Consider the following 24136-nt stretch of genomic DNA (forward strand, 5'->3'; position numbering starts at 1 on the left):
CTGCTTTCTCCCGGTCTTTGACGACGGTCTGCCGCCAGTGCCAACCACCGGCCCTCCGGATTCATTTCCCGGACGGTGGCGATTTTCCCGGCCTTTCGGCGGCGGAATTTCCGTGGGCCGGGTGTGCCACCCGCGTCCCCTACGCCCCAATGCTCGCACAACCCGGATGACCCGGACACCGCCCGAGCCGCCGATCCGGGCGAACCCGCCGCGCGGCGGCCCGGCGGACGCCAGGATGGTGGGCATGATCCTTCGCCCGGTCAGGGACACCGCCGCCGACGCGGAGACCGTCCAGGAGATCTCCCTCGCCGCGTCCGCCGGTCCGGACGGCCCCGCTCCGGCCGCGGCGCCGACGCCGGTGCTGCTGGCCCGCACCCGCCACCTGGCCCGCACCGACCCGCAGGGCTGCTGGCTGGCGGAGAGCGGCGGCGAGGCGGTCGGCGCGGTGCTGTCGCTGCGCCGGGAGGGGCTGTGGATGCCCTCCCTGTTCGTGGTCCGGCCGCAGGCGCAGGGCAAGGGCGTCGGGCGGCTGCTGCTGGAACGGGCGGCGGCGCACGGGCGCGGGTGCCTGCGCGGGATGGTCTGCGTGTCGGGGTCCCCGGCGGCGGCCCGCCGCTACCGGCTGGCCGGGTTCACGCTGCACCCGGCGATGCGGCTGAGCGGGCGGGTGGACCGGGCCGGGCTTGTCGACCCCGGGGACATCCCGGTGCACCGCGGCAACGCGACCCACCGGCACCTGCTGGACTCGGTGGACCGGCGGCTGCGCGGCTCCGCGCACGGGCCGGACCACGAGCTGATGCTGGGCCACTTCGAGGAACTGCTGATCGCCGACTCGCTCGCCGGCACTGGCTACTGCTACCGGGACGGCGGTGCGGTGAAGCTGCTGGCCGCCACCACCAAGCGGATCGCCGTCCGGCTGCTGCGCGAGGCGCTGTCCCGGGTGCCGGAGGGGGCACGGGCGCGCGTGGAGTTCCTGACCGCCGAGCAGGAGTGGGCGCTGGACGTCGGCCTGGAGGTGGGGCTCACGCCGGAGCCGCGGGGCTACGTCGGCCTGCACGGGATGCGGCCGCCGGCGCCGTACCTGCCGAGCGGCGCGTTCCTCTGACAGGCGCTCCTTGGACAACGCGAGAACAACGCGAGAACAAACGCGACGACCCCCACCGGGGCGTCCGGTGGGGGTCGTCGCGTCAGGCTGCGGCTCAGGCCATGGTGTCCAGGATCTCCCGGACCATCTCCATCGTGGTGCCCGGGTGCAGGAACGCGAAGCGGGCGACCGTCTCGCCGTCCCAGCCGGTGGGCGTGACGAAGCCGATCTGGTCCGCGAGCAGCTGGTGCGACCAGCGGTAGTAGTCGTCGTTGGTCCAGCCCTTGCGGCGGAAGCAGACGGCGGAGAGCTGCGGGTCGAACAGCAGCTCCAGGTGCTCGGTCTCGCGGATCAGCTGCGCGGTGTCCTGGGCCAGCTTGAGGCCGGTCTCGATGGCGTCGGTATACGCCTGGGTGCCGTGCACGGCGAGCGAGAACCAGAGCGGCAGGCCGCGGGCGCGCCGGGTCAGGTGGTAGGCGTAGTCGGTGGGGTTCCACTCGTCGCCCTCGGTGTGCAGGACGTCGAGGTAGGAGGCGTCCTGGGTGTGCACGGCACGGGCGAGCTGCGGGTTGCGGTAGATCAGCGCGGCGCAGTCGAACGGGGCGAACAGCCACTTGTGCGGGTCCACCACGAAGGAGTCGGCGTGCTCGATGCCGTTGTAGCGGGCGCGGACCGAGGGGGCGAACAGGCCCGCGCCGCCGTAGGCCCCGTCCACGTGGAACCACATGTCGCGCTCGCGGGCGACCTCGGAGAGGCCCTGGAGGTCGTCGACGATGCCCTCGTTGGTGGTGCCGCCGGTGCCGACGACCGCGATCACCGTCTCCGGGTTGGGGTCGGCGGCCAGCGCGGCGCGCAGCGCCTCGCCGGTGAACTGCCGGTTCACCGTCGGGACCTTGAAGGCCTCGACGCCGATGATGTTGAAGGTGTTCTTGACCGACGAGTGCACCTGGTCGGCGACGGCTATCCGCAGGCGCGCCTCGGGGCCGACGCCGAGCTTGCGGCGGGCGGTGTCACGGGCGACCACCAGCGCGGACAGGTTGCCCGCCGAGCCACCGGAGACGAAGCAGCCGCCAGCCGTCTCGGGCAGGCCCGCACGGTCGGCGATCAGGCGCAGCACCTGGTTCTCGGCGGCGATCGCGCCGGCCGCCTCCAGCCAGGAGATGCCCTGGAGGGAGGCGCAGGAGACGACCATGTCGAACAGCAGCGCGGCCTTGGTGGGGGCGCACGGGATGAAGGACAGGTAGCGCGGGCTGTCGGCGGAGATGACCGCGCGGGACAGCTCGTGGTCGTACAGCTTGAGCACGTCGGCCGGGTCGTTGCCGTCCGGGTTCATCAGGCCGGCCAGCTGGGCGCGCAGGTGCTCGCCGTCACCGGGGTGGTCGAGGGGGACGGGGTCGTACTGCAGCCGCTCCCGCATGTAGTCGAAAACCAGGTCGACCAGTTCGTTGTCGGGCCGGTGCATGCGGTCGGGTACTGCGGACACGGCTGTCCCTCTCGGCTGTGGGGTGTCGGGGGGATCCGGCCGGCGGGAGTGTTCACCGCGACGCCCGGACCTGATCAGCCTAGGCAGCGGAGGGGGTGCGACGCGCGTCCGAACGCGGCTGGTCAGGCAGGTTTCGAGCGTCTTCGGGCCGGTCCGCGCAGGATTCCTGCGTGCGCGCGGCGGATCGCCGGGCGGATCAGCCGATCAGCTGGGAGAGGACCACGGAGGAGCGGCTGCGCTGGACGCCGGGCTCCCTGCGGATGCGCTCGATGACGCCCTCCAGGTGGCGCATGTCGGCGGCCCGCAGGTGCACCAGGGCGTCCGGGTCGCCGGTGACCGTCCAGGCGGCGACCACCTCGGGGAACTGGCGCAGGCTGGCGAGGATCTCCTCGGGAGCGGTCCGCTCACGGCAGTAGACCTCGACGAAGGCCTCGGTCTGCCAGCCGAGCACCGCCGGGTCGAGGACCACGGTGAAGCCGCGCACCACCCCGCGTGCCCGCAGCCGGTCGATCCGGCGGCGGACGGCGGTGGCGGAGAGGTTCACCTGGAGGCCTATCTCGGCGTAGGAGGCGCGGCCGTCGCTGCCGAGGCGGGCGAGGAGCAGCCGGTCGGTCTCGTCCAGGTCGGCCCCGACCACCTCGTGCGCTCGGCTGCTGGTCATTGGTGCGGGGCTCCACGGGTCGTCCGGGGGATCGGCGGGCCGGTACGGCATCGGCCACTGCCGAAACGGTTCGGCACCATTCTGGCGGATGACAGGAGCGAGTCCACTGCTGGCGGATGACGGCCGGTGGTTAGGCGTCAGTCCACCAGGAGGACGATCTTCCCCCGGGTGCGGCCCTCGGCGCTGAGCGCCTGGGCGGAGGCGGCCTGGGCGAGCGGGAAGGTCGAGGCGACGGTGACGGTGAGGCGGCCCTCGTCGGCGAGCGCGGCCAGTTCGGCGAGGCCGGCCGCGTCCGGGCGGACCCAGACGTAGTGGCCGCCGAGCGCCTTCACGCCGTAGTCGGCGATCGAGGCGATCCGCGCCGGGTCGGCGACCAGACCGGCCGAGATCTGGACGGCTCCGCCGCCGACCAGGTCGAGGGCCGCGTCCACCCCGCCCGGGGCGAGCGCCCGGACCCGTTCGGCCAGGCCCTCGCCGTAGCGGACCGGCTCCGCGCCGAGGCCGCGCAGGTAGTCGTGGTTGCGCTCGGCGGCGGTGCCGATCACCCGCGCGCCGCTGGCCCGGGCGAGCTGGACGGCCAGGTGGCCGACCCCGCCGGCCGCCGCGTGCACCAGCAGGGTCTCCCCCTCCTTCAGCCCGAGCACCCTGAGGCTCTGCAGGGCGGAGAGCCCGGCCAGCGGCAGGCCGCCGGCCTGCGCCCAGTCGAGCGCGGCGGGCTTGCGGGCGAGGGTGCGCACGGGCGCGGCGACCAGCTCGGCGTAGGTGCCGTGCTCGACGGTGTCCTTGCGGACGTAGCCGTAGACTTCGTCGCCGGGTGCGAACTCGGTGACCCCGCCGCCGACGGCCCGGACGACGCCGGCCGCGTCCCAGCCCATGACCAGCGGGAAGTGGGCGTCCAGCAGGCCGTCCAGCGCACCTTCGCGGACCTTCCAGTCCACCGGGTTCACCCCGGCCGCCCGGACCTCCACCAGGACCGAGTCCGGCCCGACCTTGGGATCGGGCAGATCGGTGTACTCGACCACCTCGGGGCCGCCGTAGCGGTTGATCGCGATTGCCTTCATGGCCCAGCCATACCCGGGGCCGCCCGGATATCGATTCGGCCACGGGAGGACTGCCCCGAATCGCTCATCCGGCTCCCTCGGTGGTCCGATCCGGCGAGCGGTTCTCGTCACATCGACAGGATGGCCATCGTCACTCTGACGCTAACCGGTTAGAATAGATAGCGTCAGATAGACGAAAAGGCTTCACCGCTTGATCGGCCGCACAGAAGGGCACCCGCCCGTGACCACCACCATCACCGAGACCTACGGCGTCGACCCCACCCCGACGCCGCTCGCTCTGCTGCTGCTCGGCCGCGAGGCCGACCCGAACAGCGAGCGCGGCGTCGAGTGCCCCGGTGACCTCCCCCCGGCCTCCGACCCGGACCTCGTCGAGCGCGCCCGCGCGGCCAAGGCCGCGCTCGGCGACCGCGTCTTCATCCTGGGCCACCACTACCAGCGCGACGAGGTGATCGAGTTCGCCGACGTCACCGGTGACTCGTTCAAGCTCGCCCGGGACGCGGCGGCCCGCCCGGAGGCCGAGTACATCGTCTTCTGCGGCGTGCACTTCATGGCCGAGTCGGCGGACATCCTCACCACCGACGCCCAGCAGGTCGTCCTCCCCGACCTCGCGGCCGGCTGTTCGATGGCCGACATGGCCACCGCCGAGCAGGTCGCCGAGTGCTGGGACGTGCTGACCGACGCCGGCATAGCGGACGTGACCGTCCCGGTGTCGTACATGAACTCCTCCGCCGACATCAAGGCCTTCACCGGCCGGCACGGCGGCACCATCTGCACCTCCTCCAACGCCAAGCGCGCCCTGGAGTGGGCGTTCGAACAGGGCGAGAAGGTGCTGTTCCTGCCCGACCAGCACCTCGGCCGCAACACCGCGGTGCGCGAGATGGGCTTCTCGCTGGACGACTGCGTCCTGTACAACCCGCACAAGCCGAACGGCGGCCTGACCGCCGAGCAGCTGCGGAACGCCAAGATGATCCTGTGGCGCGGCCACTGCTCGGTGCACGGCCGGTTCAACCTGGACTCGGTGAACGACGTCCGCGAGCGCATCCCGGGCGTCACCGTCCTGGTGCACCCCGAGTGCAGGCACGAGGTCGTCACGGCCGCCGACATGGTCGGCTCGACGGAGTACATCATCAAGGCGCTGGACGCCGCCGAGCCCGGCTCCAAGTGGGCCATCGGCACCGAGCTGAACCTGGTCCGCCGGCTGGCCAAGGCCCACCCGGACAAGGAGATCGTCTTCCTCGACAGGACGGTCTGCTTCTGCTCGACCATGAACCGGATCGACCTGCCGCACCTGGTCTGGGCGCTGGAGTCGCTGGTCGAGGGCCGGGTGCCGAACGTGATCACCGTCGACCCGGAGACCGAGAAGTACGCCAAGGCCGCGCTGGACCGGATGCTGGCCCTGCCGTAACACCCGGCCGGTACGCGAAAGGGCGGGCCCCCTCCACTCGGAGGGGGCCCGCCCTTTCGTCTGGCAAAGCGGCGCGGAGGCTATTCGGGGAAGCCCGGGATGACGCCCTCGCCGTCGGCCATCAGCAGCTCGCGGACCTCGTCGATCGTCGCCTCGGCGTTCGGCAGGATCAGCTCGGACGGCTCCAGCGAATCCAGCGGCAGCGGAGTGCCGTACTGCTTCACCGCGGCGAGCAGCTTGGCGTACGCGTGGCGGAAGAGCTCCTCGTTCCCCGAGTCCACTGCGGTGACGAGCTCGGCGTCGAGCTCGTTGAGCAGGTTCAGGTGGTCGTCGCCGACCTCGAACTGCCCCTCACCCATGACCCTCATGATCATGCCGTGCGTCTCCCTGGTTCGTGGGGTGGAGCTCATGTCACTTGTTGTAGTTGATGCGCGGGGTGTCCTGCTGCGGCTGCGCGTCCTGCGGCTTGCCCTGCTCGATCGCGGCCGGACCGGACGGGGAACCACCGGACAGCTCGGCCTTCATCCGGGCCAGCTCCAGCTCGACGTCCGAACCGCCGGCCACCCGCTCCAGCTCGGCCTCGATGTCGTCCTTGCGGCCGAGACCGCTGGCGTCGTCGAGCGCGCCGGAGGCCAGCAGCTCGTCGATCGCGCCGGCACGCGCCTGCATCTGGGCGGTCTTGTCCTCGGCCCGCTGGATGGCGAGGCCGACGTCGCCCATCTCCTCCGAGATCCCGGAGAAGGACTCGGCGATGCGGGTCTGCGCCTGGGCCGCGGTGTAGGTGGCCTTGATGGTCTCCTTCTTGGTGCGGAAGGCGTCCACCTTGGCCTGCAGCCGCTGGGAGGCGAGCGTGAGCTTCTCCTCCTCGGCCTGGAGCGCCTGGTACTGCGTCTCCAGGTCGGTGATCTGGGACTGCATGTTGGCCTTGCGGGTCAGCGCCTCGCGCGCGAGGTCCTCGCGGCCGAGCGACAGCGCCTTGCGGCCCTGGTCCTCGTACTTCGCGGACTGCTGCTGGAGCTGGGTCAGCTGGAGTTCCAGGCGCTTGCGCGAGGTCGCGACGTCCGCGACACCACGCCGTACCTTCTGCAGCAGTTCGAGCTGCTTCTGGTAGGAGTAGTCGAGCGTCTCACGGGGATCCTCCGCCCGGTCCAAGGCCTTGTTCGCCTTGGAGCGGAAGATCAGCCCCATACGCTTCATGATTCCGTCGCTCATGGGCCTCGGGTGCCCCCTTCTCCGGCCTGCGGTGTTTATCTCGTTACCAGACACGACGAGTGTATGTGCAGCGAGCCCGTCGCCGCAGTGCACCTGCCTGCAACAAGACTGCTACAGCGCTGCGCGCCACTGCCTCATCCCCGGGGTGGATCCGGCTCTCATCCCCCCTATCCTCCATCCGACTGATCCCTTACGGGAAGGGGCCGGAGAACCCGACCCGGGCTCCCACCTCGCGGATCGATATGCGTTTGGGTCCAACGGCACCCCGTGAAGGCGTTCCGCACCCCGTACGCTGGTTGTGTGTTCCGACGCCGTTCAGATGATGCCGCCGCCTCCGCCGCCGTGCTGGAGAAGCAGGACGAGACGACCCAGGCCCGCCACCCGGAGGCCAAGAAGGGTCGGCCCACGCCCAAGCGCAGTGACGCCGAATCCAACCGGCGTACCCGGGTGACCGTGCCCAAGGACCGCAAGGAGGCCTCCCGCCAGGCGCGCGAGCGCATGCGGGCCGAGCGCGAGAAGCAGCGCACCGCACTGCTGGAGGGCGACGAGCGCCACCTGCCGGCCCGCGACAAGGGCCCGGTGCGCAGGTTCACCCGTGACTACGTGGACGCCCGCTGGTCGCTGGCCGAGTTCTTCCTGCCGGCCGCCGTGCTGATCCTGGTGCTCAGCATCGTCAAGGTGCCGGCCATCCAGCTGCTCTCCTCGCTGCTGTTCCTGCTGTTCTTCGTGCTCGTCGCACTGGACTTCGTCCGCCTCGGCTTCGGCCTGCGCAAGCAGCTCGGCGAGCGCTTCGCCGGCCAGAACAGCCGCGGCGCGGTCGCCTACGGCCTGATGCGCGTCCTGCAGCTGCGCCGGCTGCGACTGCCCAAGCCGCAGGTGCGTCGCGGGGAGAGGCCCTGACCGCCGAACCGGTGGACTCCGGCTGGGCCCCGCCGTCCTGGGAGGGGCCCGGCCTGTACGCGCTGCCGGGCCAGGGCGACGGCGGCCACGACCGGTTCGGCCAGGGACGGCACGTCCAGGACCGACGGCTGCCCTCGCGCAGCGGCTCCTTCGCCGGTGGCACCGGCGCCTGGCTGGATCGCCTCGGCGGGCTGCGCAACTTCGTGCGCCAGGAGCTGGTCGCCCGGCAACTCGCCGAGCAGCTGACCGGCCGCACCGCCCAGCGCGTCCTCGACATCGGCTGCGGCCAGGGCACCCAGGCGCTGCGCCTGGCCCGGTCCGGCCACTACGTCACCGGCATCGACTCCGACCCGGTCGCCCTCGGCGTCGCCCAGGGGGCGCTGGCCGAGGAGCCCGCGGAGGTCCGCGGCCGGATACAGCTGCTCAGCGGCGACGGCCACCAGTGCGGGCGCTGGTTCGGCCCGCGCAGCTTCGACGTCGTCCTCTGCCACGGCGTCCTGATGTACCTGCCCGACCCGGACCCGATGATCGCCTCGCTGGCCCGGCTGCTGGCGCCCGGTGGACTGCTCTCGCTGCTGGTCCGCAACCGTGACGCGCTCGCCCTGCGACCCGCCGCCGCCGGCGACTGGCGGGCCGCGCTGCACGCCTTCGAGAGCGACCGCTACTACAACCGGCTCGGGCTGGCCGCCCGCGCCGACCGGCTCGCCGACCTGTCCGTCACCCTCTCCGAGGTGTCGGTGCCGCTGAAGCACTGGTACGGCGTGCGGGTCTTCACCGACAACGCGCCCGACGACGCGGCGCCGCCGGTCGACGGCCGTCAGCTGGCCCAGCTGCTGGAGGCCGAGGACCGGGCCGGGCGCACCGACCCGTACCGGCAGGTCGCCGCGCTGCTGCACGTCATCGGATCCAAGTAGGACGAGCAGCGGCCCTCACCCGCCCGCTCAGGCCTCGTGCAGGCTCATCGCGTAGACCACCCGGTCGTCGTCGAGTAGGACGGCGGTGTCGACGCCGTCCTCCACGAGCTGCTTCCAGCTCTCCCCGATCCAGGTCTCGGCGTCCCCCTGGCCGGCGAACTCCTCCTGGCCGCCGTCCGGCGTCACCACGGTGCCGTCCGCCTTCTCGTACCGCCACGTCCAGACCATGCCCGGCTCCTCCCACTGACGACGCTGCCTGTGTGCTGCGCACCTTAGCCTGCCCGGCCCGATCTTCCGTATGCCTGGTCGGGCAGGATGGGCGCCATGGCGACCCACCTCGTACCCTCCCGCACGCTGCTCCTCGGCGGGGCGCGCTCCGGCAAGTCCACCAGGGCCGAGCAGCTGCTGGCCGACCGGCCGGACGTCCTGTACGTGGCCACCGGCGGGACCCGGGACGGCGACGCCGAGTGGGCCCAGCGGGTCGCCCTGCACCGCGAACGCCGGCCGGCGAGCTGGCGCACCGCCGAGACCCGCGACCTGGAGGCCGTCCTGGCGGACACCGCCGACCCGGCGCCGGTGCTGATCGACTGCCTGGCGCTGTGGCTGACCGCGGTGATGGACGAGTGCGACGCCTGGGACGACGCGGTCTGGGCCGACGGCGGGGAGGCCGCGGTGCAGCGGCGCTGCGACGCGCTGGCGCGGGCCTGGGCGACGACCGGCCGGTACGCCGTCGCGGTGAGCAACGAGGTCGGCATGGGGGTCGTCCCCGCCACCGCCGCCGGCCGCCGCTTCCGCGACACCCTGGGCCGGCTCAACATGGCGGTGGCGGACGCCTCGGAGCGTGTGTTGCTGGTGGTGGCCGGGCAGGTTCTGACGGTCAAGCCAGCCGCGGGCTGAACTCCGGCGGCGTGTAGCCTTCCGACCGATGGACACGACCGTGGATCTCGATTCGTTCTCCTCGCTCGTCGAACGCCCCGACGAGAGCGCCCGGCGGGCCGCCGAGGAGCGCTGGCAGGCGGCCGACCGGCCGCGCGGCGGGCTCGGCAGGCTTGAGGAGCTGGGCAGTTGGCTGTCGTCCGTACAGGGGCGCTCCCCGGTGCGGCCGGTCTCGTCGCCCAAGGTGCTGCTGTTCGCCGCCGACCACGGGGTGGCGGCGCTCGGGGTGTCCCGGCTGCCCGCCGAGGGCGGCACCGCCGCGCGGGTCCGGGCGGTGCTCGACGGCACCGCGCCGGTCGCCCGGCTGGCCCGGCGCTACGGCGCCGAGGTGCGGATCGTCGACGTCGCGGTGGACACCGACCCGGCGGACTTCCCGGACGAGGTGGTCACCCATCGGATCCGCCGCGGCTCCGGCCGGATCGACGTCGAGGACGCCCTCACTCCCGAGGAGACCGTCCAGGCCTTCCGGGCCGGCATGGCCGTCGCCGACGAGGAGGCCGACGCAGGCACCGACCTGGTGCTGCTCGGCGACCTCGGGGTCGGCTCCACCACCGTCGCCGCCGTGCTGGTCGGCGCGCTGTGCGGCACGGACGCCGCCGCGGTGACCGGGCGCGGCTCGGGCATCGACGACCGGGTGTGGATGGTCAAGTGCGCGACCATCCGGGACTCGCTGCGCCGGGCCCGGCCGGTGCTCGGCGACCAGCTGGCGCTGCTCGGCGCCACCGGCGGCGCGGACTTCGCGGCGATCACCGGCTTCCTCCTCCAGGCCGCGGTGCGCAGGCTCCCCGTGGTGCTGGACGGGGTCGTCTCGGCGGCCTGCGCGCTGGTCGCGCAGCGGATCGCCTTCCGGGCGCCGGAGTGGTGGCGGGCCGGGCAGTCCAGCGGCGAGCCGGCCCAGGCGAAGGCGTACGACCGGCTCACCCTGACGCCGTTGCAGGACCAGGGGATCACCATGGGCGAGGGCGTCGGCGCGGTGCTGGCGCTGCCGCTGCTCCAGGCCGCGGGGGACGCCCTCGCGGACGAGGCCCCGCAGCCGTACGAGCCGCCGGCGCCGAAGGAGCAGCCGAAGCTGCCGTCGGCCGCGGACCTGCTGCGGCGGTTCTAGCGGGACGCGGGTCACCCGGCTACGGAGGAAGTACGTCGTGAAGGGCGCCAGCTGGGCCGAGGGGCTGCGGTTCGGCTTCGGGACGCTGTCCGTGCTGCGGGTGCGGGTCGAGCGGTGGGATCGCGCGGCCGGCGGGCGGGCGATGGTGACCGCGCCGGCTGTGGGGCTGGTGCTCGGCGCGGTCGCGGCCGGTGCGGGAGCGCTGGTGGCGTGGCGGGCCGGCGGGTTGCTCGCAGCGGTGACGGCGGTGGGGGTGCTGGCCGCCCTGACCCGCGGCCTGCACCTGGACGGGCTGGCGGACGTCGCCGACGGGCTGGGCAGCGGCAAGCCGGCCGAGGACGCGCTGCGCATCATGAAGCAGTCCGACATCGGCCCGTTCGGCGTACTCACCCTCGTTCTCGTGCTGCTCGCCCAGGTCGCCGCGCTGGCCGGGCAGTTCGACGCCTCCACCGGACGCGGAGCGCTCGCGGTGCTCGCCTCCGCGGTGGCCGCGCGGTGCGCGCTCGCCTGGGGCTGTCTGCGGTCGGTGCCGCCCGCCCGGCCGGGCGGGCTCGGGGCGATGGTCGCAAGCACCGTCACCCCGCCGGCGGCGGTGGCCGGGACGGCCGCCGCGGCGCTCACCCTCGCCGCCCTCGGCGCGCTTGACGGATCGTCTGCTCTCCGCCTCCCGGCAGCCGTTGCGCTCGGCACGGGCGGCTCCTGGCTGCTGCTGCGCCGCTGCGTGCGACGGTTCGGCGGAATCACCGGGGACGTGCTCGGCGCCATGGCCGAGACCGCCGCGACCTGCTCGCTGTTCGCCCTGGCGTTGCTCGGCTGACACCGGGCGGCGCGTGATCCCAGCATGCGGACTACCATGCGGGGAGCACCGCAGCCCTGCACCGTCGCAGGTCCTGCCCGCCCGGCGCGTACCGAGGAGCCGGGGCCTCTGGTGTGCGTGTCCGCCGATCGCGGCCGCGCACACCAGGGGCCCCGGACCCGGCCCGCGACGGCGGGACGGCCGTGACGCCCGCCGGGCTGCGCCGGTGCGGCACCTCGCCGCGACCGGCCGTGGACCGCTGAAGAACAGGACGCATTACGTGACTGCATTGTCTGTGAGCACCTCCTCCGCCGCCTCGCTGCGCGCGGACGCCCTGGTGGTCGGTGTCGCGAAGGGACCGAAGGGCATCGTGCTGGCCCCCGGTACCGAGGCCGTGAACGAGGCGTTCGAGGGCAAGCTGGCCGAGGTCCTCACCACCCTGGGCGCGAGCGGCGCCGAGGGCGAGGCCGTCAAGGTCCCCTCCCCCGCCGGCCTGAAGGCCGCGCTCGTGCTCGCGGTCGGCCTCGGCGATGCGGCCGAGGACCGCTACGAGCTGGAGACGCTGCGCCGCGCCGCCGGTGTCGCCGCCCGCACCCTGGCCGGTGCCAAGAAGGCCGCGCTGGCCCTGCCGGCCGAGTCCGCGGACGAGGTCGAGGCCGTCGCGCTGGGCGGTCTGCTCGGCTCGTACGCCTTCGGCACCTACAAGGGCAACGGCAACGGCAAGGAGCCGGTCGGCGAGCTGGTCGTGCTGGCCCCGCGCAAGGGCAGCAAGGACAGCAAGGCCGCTGTGGAGCGCGCCGTCGCGGTCGGCGAGGAGATGAACCGCGCCCGCGACCTGATCAACACCGCGCCGAACGACCTGAACCCGAAGAGCTTCGCCGCGATCGCCCAGGCGGCCGGCAAGGAGCACGGCCTCAAGGTCGAGGTGCTGGACGAGAAGGCCCTGACCAAGGGCGGCTTCGGCGGCCTGCTGGGCGTCGGCGGCGGCTCGGCCAACCCGCCGCGGCTGGTGAAGGTGGCCTACACCCACCCGAAGGCCAAGGCCACGCTGGCGTTCGTCGGCAAGGGCATCACCTACGACTCGGGCGGCATCTCGCTGAAGCCGGCCGGCCACAACGAGACCATGAAGTGCGACATGTCCGGCGCCGCCGCCGTGTTCGCCGCCGTGGTCGCGGCCAAGCGCCTCGGCCTGGTCGTCAACATCACCGCCTGGCTGGCGCTGGCCGAGAACATGCCGTCCGGCTCCGCCACCCGCCCGGGCGACGTGCTGCGCATGTACGGCGGCAAGACCGTCGAGGTGCTGAACACCGACGCCGAGGGCCGCCTGGTGCTGGCCGACGCGATCGTGCGGGCCGGCGAGGAGAAGCCGGACGTCATCGTCGACGTGGCCACCCTGACCGGCGCCATGGTGCTGGCCCTGGGCAACCGCACCTTCGGCGTGATGTCCAACAACGACGGTCTGCGCGACGCCCTGCACACCATCGCGGGCGAGGCGGGCGAGCAGTCCTGGCCGATGCCGCTGCCGGCCGACCTGCGCAAGGGCATGACCGAGTCGACCATCGCCGACCTGTCCAACATGGGCGAGCGGATGGGCGGCGGCCTGGTGGCCGGTCTGTTCCTGAAGGAGTTCGTGACCGAGGGCACCGACTGGGCCCACCTGGACATCGCCGGCCCGGCGTTCCACGAGGGCGCGCCGTTCGGCTACACCCCGAAGGGCGGCACCGGGAGCGCGGTGCGCACCCTGGTCCGCTACGCGGAGCAGACCGCGGCCAAGGGCTGATCCCCGGCCGTAGGGCCCGACCCGGCACCCGCTTCGACGGGGCCCGGCGCGTGTGCGCCGGGCCCCGTCGGCGTTCCGGCGTGGTTACCCGCAAGTAGGGCCCGGCGCAGGTCCGCACCCCTGTTCGCTGCGGGCGAAACTTTGTTCCATACTGTGGAAGCCGCCGCGCCCGGGCCCGTCTACGGCGCCCGTCCGGCGGCTGCCAACACCGCACTGAGCTGCGATGATGCCCTTCCGTCGGGGGTGTTCGCACCCCGGTGACCACCCGGGGGGACACCCCTGGCGTGGACCCGGACATCAGCGGCCGCGAACAAGTGCGAAGATGTATTTCCGGCACGACTGGGCGCCCCACAAGGGCTTCCGACCCACCGGACCGTGACCGGCCCGGCGATCCACACCCCATTGCATGGAGGACGTGACGTGGCGAACGACGCCAGCACCGTTTTCGACGTAGTCATTCTCGGAGGCGGAAGCGGCGGTTACGCCGCGGCGCTCCGCGCCGCTCAGCTGGGCCTGAAGGTTGCCCTGGTCGAGAAGGGTGAGCTGGGCGGCACCTGCCTGCACCGCGGCTGCATTCCGACCAAGGCCCTGCTGCACGCGGCGGAGATCGCCGACGAGACGAAGGAGGCCGCCGAGTTCGGCGTGCTGGCCACCTTCCAGGGCATCGACATCAACGGCGTCCACAAGTACAAGGACGACGTCATCGCCGGCCTGTACAAGGGCCTGCAGGGCCTGGTGGCCTCCCGCAAGGTGACCTTCATCCAGGGCGAGGGCAAGCTCTCCTCGCAGACCTCGGTGGACGTCAACGGCCAGCGCATCGAGGGCCGCCACATCGTCCTCGCGACCGGCTCCGTGCCGCGTTCGATCCCGGGCCTGGAGATCGACGGCAACCGCGTCATCTCCTCGGACCACGCCCTCAAGCTCGACCGCATCCCGAAGTCGGCCGTCATCCTCGGCGGCGGCGTGATCGGCGTCGAGTTCGCCTCGGTCTGGAAGTCCTTCGGCGTCGAGGTCACCATCGTCGAGGCGCTGCCGCACCTCGTCCCGCTGGAGGACGAGAACTCCTCCAAGCTGCTGGAGCGCGCGTTCCGCAAGCGCGGCATCAAGTTCGAGCTGAAGGCCCGCTTCTCGGGCGTCGAGTACACCGAGACCGGTGTCCGCGTCTCCACCGAGAACGGCAAGCAGATCGACGCCGACCTGCTGCTCGTCGCCATCGGCCGCGGCCCGGTCTCGGCCGGCCTCGGCTACGAGGAGAACGGCGTCGCGATGGACCGCGGCTACGTCCTGGTCGACGAGTACATGCGCACCAACGTGCCCACCATCTCGGCCGTCGGCGACCTCGCCCCGACCCTGCAGCTGGCCCACGTCGGCTTCGCCGAGGGCATCCTCGTCGCCGAGCGCCTGGCCGGCCTCAAGCCGATGCCGATCGACTACGACGGCGTCCCGCGCGTGACCTACTCCAACCCCGAGGTGGCCTCCGTCGGCATCTCCGAGGCCAAGGCCGTCGAGCTGTACGGCAAGGAGAAGGTCGTCACCCTCAAGTACAACCTGGCCGGCAACGGCAAGAGCAAGATCCTGAAGACCGCCGGCGAGATCAAGCTCGTCCAGGTCAAGGACGGCGCCGTGGTCGGCGTCCACATGGTCGGCGCCCGCATGGGCGAGCAGGTCGGCGAGGCTCAGCTGATCTACAACTGGGAGGCGCTGCCGGCCGAGGTCGCGCAGCTCATCCACGCGCACCCGACCCAGTCCGAGGCCCTCGGCGAGGCGCACCTGGCGCTGGCCGGCAAGCCGCTGCACGCGCACGACTGATCGCGCCCCACCCCCCATTTCCAGTACGCAAGACTTGATAGGAGTCGCTGAAACCATGGCGGTCTCAGTAACACTGCCCGCGCTGGGCGAGAGCGTTTCCGAGGGCACCGTCACCCGTTGGCTGAAGGCCGAGGGTGAGCGTGTCGAGGTCGACGAGCCGCTGCTCGAGGTCTCGACCGACAAGGTCGACACCGAGATCCCGGCGCCGGCTTCCGGCATCCTGGCCGCGATCAAGGTCGGCGAGGACGAGACCGTCGAGGTCGGCGCCGAGCTGGCGATCATCGACGACGGCACCGGCGCCCCGGTCGCGGCCCCCGCCCCGGCCGCCGAGGCCGCGCCCGCCGCCGCCCCGGCCCCGGTGGCCGAGGCTCCGGCCGCCGCTCCGGCTCCGGCCCCGGTCGCCGCCCCGGCCGCCGCGGCCGCTCCGGCCGGCGACGCCACCCCGGTCCTGCTGCCCGCGCTGGGCGAGTCGGTCACCGAGGGCACCGTCACCCGCTGGCTGAAGGCCGAGGGCGAGACGGTCGAGGTCGACGAGCCGCTGCTCGAGGTCTCCACCGACAAGGTCGACACCGAGATCCCGTCGCCGGTCGCCGGTGTCGTCGTCAAGATCCTCGTCGGCGAGGACGAGACCGCCGAGGTCGGCGCCCAGCTCGCGCTGATCGGTGCCCCGGGTGCCGCCGCTGCCGCTCCGGCCCCGGCTGCCGCTCCGGCTCCGGTCGCCGCCCCGGCCCCAGCTGCCCCGGCTCCGGCCCCCGTCGCCCCTGCCGCTCCGGCTGCTCCGGCCCCGGTCGCCGCCGCTCCGGCTCCGGTCGCCCCGGCCGCTCCGGCCCCGGTGGCCGCTCCGGCTCCGGTCGCCCCCGCCGCCCCCGCCGCCCCGGTGGCCGACGAGGGCGAGGCCTACGTCACCCCGCTGGTGCGCAAGCTCGCCGCCGAGCACGGCATCGCGCTGTCGGCCGTCACCGGCACCGGTGTCGGCGGCCGCATCCGCAAGCAGGACGTCATCGCCGCCGCGGAGGCCGCCAAGGCCGCTCCGGCCCCGGCCGCCGCTGCCGCCCCGGCCGCCGCGCCGAAGGCCGCCGCCGCGCCGTCCGCCCTGCGCGGCCAGACGGTCAAGATGACCCGCATGCGCAAGGTCATCGGCGACAACATGATGAAGGCCCTGCACGAGCAGGCCCAGCTGACCAGCGTGGTCGAGGTGGACGTCACCAAGATCATGTCGCTGCGCGCCAAGGCCAAGGACGGCTTCCTCGCCCGCGAGGGCGTCAAGCTCTCCCCGATGCCGTTCTTCGTCAAGGCCGCCGCCCAGGCGCTGAAGACCAACGCGGTCGTCAACGCCCGGATCAACGAGGCCGAGGGCACCATCACCTACTTCGACACCGAGAACATCGGTATCGCGGTGGACTCCGAGAAGGGTCTGATGACCCCGGTCATCAAGGGTGCGGGCGACCTCAACATCGCCGGTATCTCCAAGAAGACCGCCGAGCTGGCCGCCAAGGTCCGCGACAGCAAGATCACCCCGGACGAGCTGTCCGGCGCCACCTTCACCATCAGCAACACCGGCTCGCGCGGTGCGCTGTTCGACACCGTGATCGTGCCGCCGAACCAGGCCGCCATCCTGGGCATCGGCGCCACCGTCAAGCGCCCGGTGGTCATCGAGTCCGACGGCGGCACCGCCATCGGCATCCGCGACATGACCTACCTGTCGCTCTCCTACGACCACCGCCTGGTGGACGGCGCCGACGCCGCCCGCTACCTGGTCGCGGTCAAGGAGATCCTGGAGGCCGGCGAGTTCGAGGTCGAGCTCGGCCTCTGACCCGTCACGGTCGTACGGAACCCCGTGTCGCCTTCGGGCGGCGCGGGGTTCCGCCGTATTCGCCCTGGCGTTTCGCCGGGCCATGGCATGCGAGGAGGCGGGCGAACGGGGATGCTGGAGCGGTGATGGACGAGACCGACTTCTGGCAGATCATCGACGAGACCCGGGAGGCCGCCGAGGGCGACCCCGACGAGCAGGCAGACCGGCTGGTGGAGCGCCTCGTCCAGCTGACACCGGACGACGTGATCGACTTCGCCCGGCTGTTCGAGGCCCGGTTCCAGCGCGCCTACCGGTACGACCTGTGGGGCGCCGCCTACCTGCTGCTCGACGGCGCCTCCGAGGACACCTTCGACTTCTTCCGCTGCTGGCTGATCGGCCAGGGCCGGGACGTGTTCGAGGGCGGGCTGCACGACCCGGACGACCTGGCGGACCTGCTGCCCGAGTTCGACGAGGAGGAGGACGGCGAGGCCGAGGACCTCGGCTACGCCGCCGACGAGGCGTACGAGCAGCTGACCGGACTGCCGCTGCCCGAGGTGGGCGGGCGGCAGGCGGGCCGGCCGTCCGGGGCGTCGCTGGACTTCGACGACCCGGACGTCATGGCGAAACGGTTTCCCAAGCTCTGGGAGCGCTACGGGGAATGATCAGGTGGTGCCGGCGGACGAGCTGTCCTGCTTGATGCCCTTGAGGATCTGGTCCAGCACCGAGGCGTCGGGCGCGGCCGGGTCGTCGTCCACGCCGCCCTCGAACACCACGTACCCGCCGCCCTTGGCCGGGACGGCGGCCAGCAGGACGTAGCCCTGGGTGCCGTCCGAGGTGCGGACGTGCCAGCGGGAGGCGTAGCCGAGGACGCCCGCCACGGTGACGTAGCCGGAGCCGGAGTCGGTGTGCGAGGTGATCCCGGTGAAGATCTTGCCCGCGTAGCCGGGCATGGTGGCCTCGGCGGCGGCCTTGGCGGTGGCCCCCTGGGCGGTGTCCTTCTCGACCGCGAACTGGCCGCGGATGCAGGAGTTGCCGTCCGAGCAGGTGTAGCGGCCGGTGCCGAGGGAGACCGTCGACCTCGTGCCGATGGTCGACGCGTCCCAGCCGTCGAAGACGGGGATGGTGATCGCGTGCTGGGAGTCAGGCACGGTGCTCTTGAGGACCGGCGCGGGCTTGGGCGCGGGCAGCGTGGGCGTCGGCACCGTGGTGGGCAGGCGGTAGGTCGGGCTCGGGCTGGGGCTCGCGCTCCCGGTGGCCGTCACCGTCGGGTTCGGGGTCGGATCGGCCGACGGGGAGCCGTCGCTGTTGAGCGTGAGGACGAGGATCACGCCGGCGACGGTGAGGACGGCCAGCACGATGCCGATGACCACGCCGGGGTTCACCCGGCCCGATCCGGACGGCGGCGGGTAGCCGTACCCCGGCTGGGGTCCCGGGTAGCCGTAGCCCGGGGCCTGGGGGCCCGGGTACCCGTAGCCGGCGCCGCCCTGCGGTGGGCCTCCGTAGCCGTATCCGGGCGGGGTCTGCGCCGGGGGCTGCCAGCCCTGGGTCGGGGCGTCGGCGAGCTGGGCCGCGCCGCCCTGGAGCGGGCGGACGTCGGCGGTCCAGGCGTTGCCGTCCCACCAGCGCTCGTGACCGGCCGTGCCGTCCGCACCCGGTACCGGGTACCACCCGGGAGGCGTCGAGTTGCTCACGGGCGTACCGTACCCGGCGGGATGCCGCTCCAGACAGAGCGGGTGCGTCACGACTCTGCACCACCCGCGCACATCTGACGCTCCGTCAGGTGCGTGCCGACGAGCCGCGGCTCAGTCCGACAGGGAGCGGGCCATCAGGATGTCGTCGACGTACGTCCCGTCGATCACGAACTCCTCGGCGAGCGAGCCCTCGACGACGAAACCGCAGCTCTCGTAGAGACGGCGCGCCGGGGCGTTCCAGCCGAGCACCCGCAGGGTCATCCTGCGCGCGCCGTCGGCCCTCGCCGCCTCGCAGGCGGCCTCGACGAGCTTCCGGCCGATGCCCCGGCCGCGGGCCGCGGTGTCCACCGCCAGTCCCTGGATCTGGCGGACGTGCCGGTTGGTGGCCAGCGGGGTGGGCGGGACGTGGCGCACGTAGCCGACGATCCGGCCGTCGGCGAGGGCGAGCAGGTACTGGTCCGGGGTGTGCCGCTCGTCGAACACGCCGTCCGCCTCCTCGCGCGGCTGCGGGGAGACGTCGGAGAGGGTGGACCAGGAGGCGCGGTCGAGAACGGCGAGCTCGCGTTCGTCCTCGGGCTTCGCTGGTCGGATGATCAGATCGTCGTGGCTCATGCGCGTCAGCCTAGGAGAGGGGCTCCGACCCCTCCCACCCATTAACTCCCGCCCATTGAAGGGGCGCGGGAATCAAGAACTGCGAGGATGGGCGCATGCGCATCGCTGTCACAGGCTCCACGGGATTGATCGGTTCGGCACTCGTCCGCTCCCTGCTGGCGGACGGTCACGAGGTGGTGCGGCTCGTCCGGCACCGGTCCAGGACCGGCCCGCAGCCGGACGGTACGACCGCGATCGGCTGGAACCCGCTGCTCGGCCAGGTCGACCGGGCCGGGCTGGAGGGCGTCGAGGCCGTCGCGCACCTGGCCGGCGCCGGGGTCGGCGACCACCGCTGGACGGACGCCTACAAGCGGGAGATCCGGGAGAGCCGGGTGCTCGGCACCGAGACGATCGCGGCCGCGCTGGCCGAACTCAAGGAGCCGCCCCGGGTCCTCGTCAGCGCCTCCGCGGTCGGCGTGTACGGGCAGACCGGCGACCGCGTGATCGACGAGGACTCCCCTGCCGGCGACGACTTCCTGGCGGAGGTCTGCGTGGAGTGGGAGGCCGCCGCCCGGCCGGCCGAGCGGGCCGGGATCCGGGTGGTCCACCCGCGCACCGGGCTGGTGCTCTCCGATTCCGGCGGGGCCGGCGGGCGGCTGTTCCCGCTCTTCCGGCTGGGCCTGGGCGGGCGGCTCGGGAACGGGCGGCAGTACTGGAGCTTCATCTCGCTCGCCGACGAGATCGCCGCGCTGCGCCTCCTGATCGACCGGGAGGACCTCTCCGGCGCCTTCAACCTCACCGCGCCCGAGCCGGTGACCAACGCCGAGCTGACCGCGGCCCTCGGGCGCGCGCTGGGGCGGCCGACCCCGTTCCCCGTCCCGGAGGCGGTGTTGAAGGCGGTGCTCGGCGAGCTGGCGATCGAGGTCGTCGGCAGCCACCGGGTGGTGCCGCGGCGCCTGCTGGACGCCGGGTTCCGCTTCGCGCACCCGGACGTGGACGCGGCGGTGCGCGCGGCGCTGTAGCCCGGGTGTGTGCCGCGGGGGTGCTGTAGCCGGTGGCGTGGCGCGGGGGTGCTGTAGCCCGGTGGCGTATCGCGGCTACGGCATTCGCCCTGGCCAGGGGCATATGCCGGGCGGGGGTCGGACGGGGCTCGGGGCGGGGGCGCACGGGAGCACGCGGCGGGCGCGCTTCACGCCCCCAGTGACCGTACGCGCCCGCCGACCCCCGAACCGGCCGCCGCGGCGCACAGTCCGTGACCGTGCCCCCGCCCAAACCTTTCCGGGAACCGGATCGGTCCGATGCGCTTGTCTGACACCCATACTGACTGGGCATCACATCGTCGGACCGTGCCCGGCACCTCGCTGCCCGCGTCGGCCGGAGCCCCGGAACCAGGGAGGGAGCACGCCAGTGCCCACGTACGACTTCACTCGCCGCGCCCGCCGACCGTCCGACCCTGACGTCGTCGTGGTGGGCGCCGGACTCGCGGGCCTGGCCGCCGCCCGCGCGCTCACCGGCCAGGGCCTCACCGTCCAGCTCCTGGAGAGCAGCGACCGGATCGGCGGCCGTACGGCCACCCGCGAGCTGGACGGATTCCGGCTCGACGACGGCAACCATCTGCTCAACACCGCGTTCCCCGAACTGCGCCACGCGCTCGACCTCGACCGCCTGGACCTGCGCCCGCTCGCGCCCGGCGTACTCGTGCACAGTGCCGGCCGCCGGTACCGCGCCGGGGACCCGCAACTCACCACCGCCCGGCAGGCCGCCACCCGGGCCCCGCTCGGCAGTCCGCTCGACAAGGCCCGGCTCGGCAGCTGGCTCGCCCGGCTCGCCGCCACCCCGGCCACCCGGATCCAGGCCCGCCCGGAGACCACCACGGCCCGCGCGCTCACCGGCCACGGGCTCGCGCCGCGCACCGTCGACGGCTTCCTGCGGCCGCTGCTCAGCGCCCTGCTCGGCGACCCGGCCCTCGGCACCAGCAGCCGGATCGCCGAACTGGTGCTGCGCTGCTACGCGCGCGGCCGGCTCTGCCTGCCCGCCGGCGGAATCGCGGCCGTGCCGGCCCAGTTGGCCGCCGCGCTGCCCGCCGGCACCGTGCGCACCGGGGTCCAGGTCACCGCGATCGCCGCGGACGGCGTGGAGACCGCCCGGCACGGCCGGATCGGCGCGCAGGCCGTGCTCGTCGCGACCGACGCGCGCTCCGCCGTCGACCTCCTGCCGGGGCTGCGGCTGCCGGACTTCCACCCCGTCACCACCTTCTACCACGCGGCCGACCGCGCCCCGCTGAGCGAGGCCGTCCTGCTGCTGGACGCCGACCGGCCCGGCGGCCACCCGCCGCTGGTCTCGCACTCACTGGTGCTCAGCGAGCTGCACCCCTCGTACGCCCCTTCCGGGCAGGCGCTGATCGCGACCACCGTGCTCGGGCGGCGCTCGTTCGACGCGGGCGGCCCGGCCGGGCTGGAACCGGCGGTCAGGGCCAAGCTCGCCGAGCTGTACGGGACGTCGACCCGGGGCTGGCAGTTCCTCAGCGTGCGGCACGTCCCGGATGCGCTTCCCGCCATGCCGCCGCCTCACAACCCGCGGCGGCCGGTGCGGGTGCTGGCCGGGCTGTACGTGGCCGGCGACCACAGGGACACCAGCACCGTGCAGGGCGCGCTGGTCTCCGGGCGGCGGGCGGCGCAGGCGGTGCTGCGCGACCTCGGGCTGCCGGCCGACGCCCGGGCGGCTGAGGCGGCGGCGTAGAGCCGCTCCGTGGCTGCCGGTCCGGCCACTTCTCGGATCGTTGGCGCCCGCTCGCCGTCACAGGCGGGCGCCGCGCGGCTGGTGGCGCCCGCGGTCGCCCTCGGGGTCGGCGTGCTGGTCTACCGGGACCGGCTCAATGGCGTTCGGAGGCGGCCGCGGGTGCGGGCCGGGAGCTGGTGTGCACTCGGCCCTGCGTCACGTCCCGCCGTCGCCCGTCCGGCAGGTCGGATCCGGTAGGTCAGATCACCCCTGCCTGGCGGGCCGTTTCCTCGAACGCGCGGGCCACCGGGCTGCCCCGGTACGGCGTCAGGCGGCGGTGGAAGTCCCGGACGTACTCCAGCGACCGGGCCGAGCGCATCTCCCCCGCCGCCCGCAGCGCGTCGGTGGCCATCGTGCAGGCCTCGTCGAGGTCGCCCATGCCGAGCCTGGCCGTGGCCAGCACCAGCCGGCAGAAGATCCGGCTGCGGGCGTAGGCGGGTGAGCGCAGCCGCAGCGACTTCTCGGCGTGCTGGGCGGAGGTGCGCCACTGCTGAAGGTCGCGGTAGCAGTGGGCGAACTCGTCGGAGAGCTGGGCCTCGTCGAAGTACCGCGCCCAGGGCGGCAGTTCGTCACCGGTGCGGGCGGCGGCCAGGGACCGTTCGGAGCGCACCAGGGCGGTGGTGCAGGCCCGGACGTCGCCCAGCAGGCCGTGCCCGCGCGCCTCGGCGGCGTGCAGCAGCGACTGGACGACGGGCGGCACGGCGGTGCCCACGCCCTGCTGCGCGACGCGGGCCAGCTGGACCGCCTCCCGGCCGTGGCCGAGGTGGACGGCCTGCTGGCTCATCGTCACCAGCACGTACCCGCCGAGGGCGCGGTCGCCCGCGGCCTGGGAGAGGCGCAGTGCCTGGACGAAGTAGCGCTGGGCGAGGCCGTGGGCGGCGATGTCGAAGGACGTCCAGCCGGCCAGCCTGGTCAGGTCGGCGACCGCGCCGAACAGGGCCCGGCCGATCTGCTCGCCGTACCGGCCGCGCAGCATCGGCTCGGCCTCGCTCTCCAGGTAGCGGACCAGGGCCTGGCGGGCGTGCCCGCCGCCGTAGGCGTGGTCGAGCGCGCGGAAGAGGTCCCCGACGGCGCGGATGGCAGCGATGTCGCCGCGGCCGACGCGCAGGGCGGGGCGCTGCTCGCGGGTCGGGTCGGCGTGCGGCGGCTCTACGACGGCCGGCGGGCGGCGGCTCTGGCTGGGCACGCGACTGAGGGAGTGGGCGCCCGCGGCCCCTGGGGCGGCCGTCGTGCGGGAGCCGGGCGCACCTGAGGCCTGGACGCGCGCCGGGCTCGTGGCCGTCGCGCCGGGCGCGGTGTGCGTGTTGGGGTTGTTCGGGCTGTTCGTGGCGTTCGTGGGCCCTCCGGCGGGCGGTGGCCCGGTGGCGGCGTCCGGGCGGGCCAGGGTGGAGCCGTCCCGGGCGACCCGCTCGTCGGTGCGGCCGATCAGCCAGTCCCGGCTGGGCACGACCAGGCCGGCCGGGGTGAAGGCGATCCGGCGCAGCTCGGACTGCGGGCCGATGTCCTTGCGCCACATGCTCGCCACGATGTCCACCGCCTCCTGAGGGGTCTCGGCGAACTCCAGGCCCGCGTAGACCGGGGCGCAGGCGTCCAGGCCGAGGTCCTGGGCGGTGAGGCGGCGGCCGAGGCGGCGGGTGAAGACCTCGGCGATCAGCGCCGGAGTGGCGCCGCGCGGCTGCTGGCCGCGCAGCCAGCGGGTGACCGAGGTCTTGTCGTAGCGCAGGTCGAGGCCGTGCTCCAGGCCGAGCTGGTCGACCCGGCGGGCCAGGCCCGCGTGGGAGAAGCCGGCCTCCTCGATCAGCGCGGCCAGCTGGCCGTTCTGCGGGGCCGGTCCGGAGTGGCCGGAGGCTGACGCGGCGGCCGCGCGGGCGGGCGCGGGCGCACCGGACTGGAGCCGGTCGGTGGGGGCCTGCTCGGGCAGCCGCAGCTCGTCGGCGGCCGAGGCATCGGTCAGGGCGTCGGCGGTCAGGGCGTCAGGGGCGTCCGAAAGGGCCCGGCCGATCGGCCCTCGGTGCTGGCCGAGCGGGTCGAGCGGTCCGTACGCCGGGCTGTCGGTTGCAGGCCGTTGGGGCATAGTCAGTCAACACCTCTCGGACGCCGCACCGGGCTCTACCAGCACTTCGGCTGCCCGTGGCGGC

General features: G+C 73.6%; 21 protein-coding genes and 1 pseudogene. 13 read left to right on the top strand and 9 right to left on the bottom strand.

Annotated features, from left to right (window positions below; all coding sequences use genetic code 11):
• Positions 1-244: 244 nt before the first annotated feature.
• Positions 245-1105 carry a GNAT family N-acetyltransferase gene (locus F7Q99_RS06335; RefSeq protein WP_153460427.1) on the top strand — a complete coding sequence of 287 codons (861 nt, stop codon included), beginning with the start codon at positions 245-247 and terminating at the stop codon, positions 1103-1105.
• A gap of 94 nt (positions 1106-1199) precedes the next feature.
• On the opposite strand, the gene F7Q99_RS06340 is transcribed toward F7Q99_RS06335, so the two are convergent.
• The 3 genes from F7Q99_RS06340 to F7Q99_RS06350 all read right to left on the bottom strand — a co-directional run bounded on the left by F7Q99_RS06340 (position 1200) and on the right by F7Q99_RS06350 (position 4289).
• Complete coding sequence (locus F7Q99_RS06340; protein WP_326846333.1) at positions 1200-2567, bottom strand: pyridoxal phosphate-dependent decarboxylase family protein; 1368 nt, start codon at positions 2565-2567, stop codon at positions 1200-1202.
• 196 nt (positions 2568-2763) lie between these two features.
• Entirely contained in the window at positions 2764-3228 is a 465-nt protein-coding gene (locus F7Q99_RS06345; protein WP_153460428.1) for an Lrp/AsnC family transcriptional regulator, read from the bottom strand.
• A 137-nt stretch (positions 3229-3365) separates the two neighbouring features.
• The gene (locus F7Q99_RS06350) at positions 3366-4289 is read right to left on the bottom strand and encodes an NADP-dependent oxidoreductase (protein ID WP_153460429.1); all 924 of its coding nucleotides are present in this window, start codon (positions 4287-4289) and stop codon (positions 3366-3368) included.
• A gap of 220 nt (positions 4290-4509) precedes the next feature.
• On the opposite strand from F7Q99_RS06350, the gene nadA reads away from it, so the two are divergent.
• A complete protein-coding gene (gene nadA / locus F7Q99_RS06355) occupies positions 4510-5694 on the top strand; it encodes a quinolinate synthase NadA (RefSeq protein WP_326846334.1) in 1185 nt (394 codons plus the stop codon).
• An 80-nt stretch (positions 5695-5774) separates the two neighbouring features.
• On the opposite strand, the gene pspAA is transcribed toward nadA, so the two are convergent.
• The gene (gene pspAA, locus F7Q99_RS06360) at positions 5775-6068 is read right to left on the bottom strand and encodes a PspA-associated protein PspAA (protein WP_153465869.1); all 294 of its coding nucleotides are present in this window, start codon (positions 6066-6068) and stop codon (positions 5775-5777) included.
• Between the two features lie 37 nt (positions 6069-6105).
• Entirely contained in the window at positions 6106-6906 is an 801-nt protein-coding gene (locus F7Q99_RS06365) for a PspA/IM30 family protein (protein WP_153460431.1), read from the bottom strand.
• 300 nt (positions 6907-7206) lie between these two features.
• On the opposite strand from F7Q99_RS06365, the gene F7Q99_RS06370 reads away from it, so the two are divergent.
• Positions 7207-7806 (top strand): DUF3043 domain-containing protein, encoded by a 600-nt coding sequence (locus F7Q99_RS06370; protein ID WP_326846335.1) that lies wholly within the window; start codon positions 7207-7209, stop codon positions 7804-7806.
• A gap of 203 nt (positions 7807-8009) precedes the next feature.
• Entirely contained in the window at positions 8010-8720 is a 711-nt protein-coding gene (locus F7Q99_RS06375) for a class I SAM-dependent methyltransferase (protein WP_407697842.1), read from the top strand.
• A 27-nt stretch (positions 8721-8747) separates the two neighbouring features.
• On the opposite strand, the gene F7Q99_RS06380 is transcribed toward F7Q99_RS06375, so the two are convergent.
• A complete protein-coding gene (locus F7Q99_RS06380) occupies positions 8748-8948 on the bottom strand; it encodes a hypothetical protein (protein WP_153460432.1) in 201 nt (66 codons plus the stop codon).
• Between the two features lie 111 nt (positions 8949-9059).
• Between F7Q99_RS06380 and cobU the strand changes: the two are divergent.
• From cobU to F7Q99_RS06415, 7 genes and pseudogenes are all read left to right on the top strand, one after another.
• A pseudogene (cobU, locus tag F7Q99_RS06385) lies at positions 9060-9617 on the top strand (bifunctional adenosylcobinamide kinase/adenosylcobinamide-phosphate guanylyltransferase); the annotation flags it as partial.
• Positions 9618-9645: 28 nt separating this feature from the next.
• Positions 9646-10761, top strand: coding sequence for a nicotinate-nucleotide--dimethylbenzimidazole phosphoribosyltransferase (locus F7Q99_RS06390; protein ID WP_153460434.1), 1116 nt, complete (start codon positions 9646-9648; stop codon positions 10759-10761).
• 37 nt (positions 10762-10798) lie between these two features.
• Positions 10799-11578, top strand: coding sequence for an adenosylcobinamide-GDP ribazoletransferase (locus F7Q99_RS06395; RefSeq protein WP_326846336.1), 780 nt, complete (start codon positions 10799-10801; stop codon positions 11576-11578).
• 259 nt (positions 11579-11837) lie between these two features.
• Entirely contained in the window at positions 11838-13337 is a 1500-nt protein-coding gene (locus F7Q99_RS06400) for a leucyl aminopeptidase (protein WP_326846337.1), read from the top strand.
• Positions 13338-13739: 402 nt separating this feature from the next.
• The gene (gene lpdA / locus F7Q99_RS06405; protein ID WP_153460435.1) at positions 13740-15146 is read left to right on the top strand and encodes a dihydrolipoyl dehydrogenase; all 1407 of its coding nucleotides are present in this window, start codon (positions 13740-13742) and stop codon (positions 15144-15146) included.
• 55 nt (positions 15147-15201) lie between these two features.
• Entirely contained in the window at positions 15202-16959 is a 1758-nt protein-coding gene (sucB, locus tag F7Q99_RS06410; RefSeq protein ID WP_153460436.1) for a 2-oxoglutarate dehydrogenase, E2 component, dihydrolipoamide succinyltransferase, read from the top strand.
• 125 nt (positions 16960-17084) lie between these two features.
• Complete coding sequence (locus F7Q99_RS06415) at positions 17085-17600, top strand: DUF4240 domain-containing protein (protein WP_153460437.1); 516 nt, start codon at positions 17085-17087, stop codon at positions 17598-17600.
• Here F7Q99_RS06415 and F7Q99_RS06420 read toward each other — a convergent pair whose 3' ends face one another.
• Both F7Q99_RS06420 and F7Q99_RS06425 read right to left on the bottom strand, forming a co-directional pair.
• Positions 17601-18629, bottom strand: coding sequence for a DUF2510 domain-containing protein (locus F7Q99_RS06420; protein WP_195911003.1), 1029 nt, complete (start codon positions 18627-18629; stop codon positions 17601-17603).
• Positions 18630-18740: 111 nt separating this feature from the next.
• Positions 18741-19241, bottom strand: coding sequence for a GNAT family N-acetyltransferase (locus tag F7Q99_RS06425; RefSeq protein WP_153460439.1), 501 nt, complete (start codon positions 19239-19241; stop codon positions 18741-18743).
• A gap of 95 nt (positions 19242-19336) precedes the next feature.
• Between F7Q99_RS06425 and F7Q99_RS06430 the strand changes: the two genes are divergently transcribed.
• On the top strand, positions 19337-20242 hold the full coding sequence (locus tag F7Q99_RS06430) for a TIGR01777 family oxidoreductase (RefSeq protein WP_153460440.1): 906 nt from the start codon (positions 19337-19339) through the stop codon (positions 20240-20242).
• 385 nt (positions 20243-20627) lie between these two features.
• Positions 20628-21959 carry an FAD-dependent oxidoreductase gene (locus F7Q99_RS06435; protein ID WP_326846338.1) on the top strand — a complete coding sequence of 444 codons (1332 nt, stop codon included), beginning with the start codon at positions 20628-20630 and terminating at the stop codon, positions 21957-21959.
• Positions 21960-22197: 238 nt separating this feature from the next.
• Here the strand turns inward: F7Q99_RS06435 and F7Q99_RS06440 are convergent, their stop codons facing one another.
• Positions 22198-24072 carry a regulator gene (locus F7Q99_RS06440; protein ID WP_230210165.1) on the bottom strand — a complete coding sequence of 625 codons (1875 nt, stop codon included), beginning with the start codon at positions 24070-24072 and terminating at the stop codon, positions 22198-22200.
• Positions 24073-24136: the final 64 nt, after the last annotated feature.

Source organism: Streptomyces kaniharaensis (assembly GCF_009569385.1).
Taxonomy (GTDB): Bacteria; Actinomycetota; Actinomycetes; order Streptomycetales; family Streptomycetaceae; genus Kitasatospora; species Kitasatospora kaniharaensis.